This is a genomic window from Mesorhizobium sp. M7A.F.Ca.CA.002.04.1.1 (genome assembly GCF_004022805.1).
GTDB classification, from domain to species: domain Bacteria; phylum Pseudomonadota; class Alphaproteobacteria; order Rhizobiales; family Rhizobiaceae; genus Mesorhizobium; species Mesorhizobium ciceri.
Window position 1 is genome coordinate 1 of the sequence record NZ_RZPL01001123.1, and the last position, 1,069, is coordinate 1,069.

Below are 1,069 nucleotides of genomic sequence, written 5' to 3' on the forward strand. Positions count from 1 at the left end.
GAATAGAGGATGTCGCCGCTCTCGCCCGATGTGGTCGTGGGCTCGACGGTGGTCCGCCCGGTCAGGCCGATTATGGTGCCGCGCTCGGGTGACCATTTGAGGTCGGCGTTGACGGTGGCACCCGAGATCGCATCGAGGTTTTTGTCGTCGATCGCTTCCCTGAGCCAGCCGGCCGAGAATTCGCCCGACAGCTTCTCACCCATGTCGAGTGCAAGGCCGGCGCGGGCGCCGAGTCGCGTCGACGAGCGCTCGAAGCCTTCATTGTCGATGCGTTGATCATAGGTCCGGCGGCCGACCTCGATTTCGGTGAAGGGGGTCAGGGCAGGGGAGATCTCGTAGCCGGTGCGCAACGTCGCCGTGTAGAGCGTCGAGTCCTGATCCTTCTGCGACAGCGAGGTGCCGTCCGATAGCTTGGCGTCGCCGTAGAAGTCGTGCGAGACCGCGCCGGTCAAGGTGTACTGCATCTTGCCGAGATGCTTTTCGACGGCCAGGCTGCCATCGATGGTCTGCCGCAGCGGCTGCTTGCTGACGCCGGCAATGGCGTCCGGCGATGATGCCGATTCCGGCACGGCCTCGTAGCCGAGCTTGGCGATGGCGCGCAAACCATTGTCGAGGTCGACATTGAGCTGGCCTTCGATGCGGCCTTGCTCGTCGTGAACCGGGTAACCCGAGACGGTCTCGCGAAAAAGGCCATAGCCGTCGATCGTAGCGGAGTTCTCGCGCCAGTCGGAGGCGGCGGAAAAGCGCAGCGCCGTCTCGGACAGCAGCGCCGACTTGCCTGCACTGCTCGAATCGCCGTTCGAGGTGGCGGTCAGGCCCTGTTCGATCGTCGGCCGGATGACGAAGGAGCCCCATTTGACGCCGGTGGCGGCAAACGGATCATCCTCCAGCTTCTTCTTCTGGCCTTCGATGGCGTCCGTACGCTCCGCTCCTGGGTCGAGCTTCTGCCTGTCGGCGCTGTCGATGGTGAGTGCGCGGCGGTTGGCCGTGTCCGCATCGGTCTCTGCGGCATCGGTGGCGTCCGGCGTGGAGGCGGTCGTGGAAGCGGTGATGTCGGAGGTGTCGGCCG

General features: G+C 65.1%; 1 protein-coding gene. It reads right to left on the reverse strand.

Annotated features, from left to right (window positions below):
- Positions 1-1,069: outer membrane beta-barrel protein (locus ENZ75_RS32675; RefSeq protein ID WP_164888215.1), on the reverse strand; the 1,069-nt coding region annotated here is incomplete at both ends.